The organism is Pseudomonadota bacterium, assembly GCA_022361155.1.
In the GTDB taxonomy this organism is placed as follows: domain Bacteria; phylum Myxococcota_A; class Polyangia; order Polyangiales; family JAKSBK01; genus JAKSBK01.
This window is the reverse complement of the sequence record JAKSBK010000604.1, coordinates 1-1,064: the sequence shown is the minus strand read 5'-3', so window position 1 is coordinate 1,064 and position 1,064 is coordinate 1. Positions and strand designations below refer to the sequence as shown.

Below are 1,064 nucleotides of genomic sequence, written 5' to 3'. Positions count from 1 at the left end.
GTCGGCCGCCAGCATGTTCTGGTTGAGCAGGTAGCCAACCGCGAGATAGTCGGGATGGTCGCCGATCGTCATCATGGTGACGATCTCCTGGCCGTTCAGGAACAAGGTCAAGGGACGCTCGACCACGACCGCGGTCTCGATCGCGGTGCCGCGCTCGTCAACCCCGCGCACGCGCTCGGTCAGGCGCGGGTCCGCCGGATCGGGGCGCAATGCAAAGCCCTCCAGCGCCGCCGGGTCACCGGCCTTGGGCCGCGCCCGCCGCACCGTGCGCACCGGATCGCCTACGTCGTTCATCCCGCTCCGTCCACGCTGACAGTGTCCGAAACTATGCGCCGGCCCGCGGACCGCGGCAAGCACCCGCGCTAGCCATGTCCATATTCGAAATACGGTTATAGACGGCAAATTCTCCGGTAGATATGTAAATTATGCAGAAAATTGCATAAAATAGCGCATCAGCCGAGTCCGCGTGCCGGGAGGATGCATGGACGATTTCGCCGCCGCCTTCGGGCTCGCGTTCGAGATGCTGGTCACGTTCGATGCGGACCTGACCGAGATCGTCGGTCTGTCGCTCGAGGTCAGCCTGAGCGCCGTGGCTCTGGCCGCGTTGATCGGCCTGCCGCTCGGCGCGGCGGTGGCACTGTACCGCTTTCCGGGGCGCCTGGCGGTCTCGGCCCTGCTCAACGCGTTCATGGGCCTGCCGCCGGTGGTGGTCGGGCTGATCGTCTATCTGATGCTGTCGCGCGCCGGCCCGTTCGGCGTGTTCGGCCTCTTGTTCACGCCGACGGCCATGATCATCGCCCAGTGCATCCTGGTCACGCCGATCGTCGCCGCGCTGACCGCGCAGACCGTCGCCGACCTGAACGAGGAGTACGACGAGCAGCTCCGCTCGCTCGCCGCCGGGCGGTTGCAGATCCTGGCCACCCTCCTGTGGGACGGCCGATTCAGCCTGCTGACCGCGATCCTGGCCGGGTTCGGCCGCGCCGTCGCCGAGGTCGGCGCGGTGATGATCGTCGGCGGCAACATCGACCACGTGACCCGGGTGATGACCACCGCCATCGCGCTCG

Annotated in this window: 2 protein-coding genes; one reads left to right on the top strand and one right to left on the bottom strand. The window is 67.0% G+C overall.

What is annotated here, in order from left to right; genetic code table 11:
- The coding region (locus MJD61_22820; GenBank protein ID MCG8558094.1) for a formate dehydrogenase accessory sulfurtransferase FdhD at positions 1-294 on the bottom strand (294 nt) is incomplete at its 3' end.
- 187 nt (positions 295-481) lie between these two features.
- Here MJD61_22820 and MJD61_22815 point away from each other — a divergent pair.
- The coding region (locus MJD61_22815; GenBank protein ID MCG8558093.1) for an ABC transporter permease at positions 482-1,064 on the top strand (583 nt) is incomplete at its 3' end.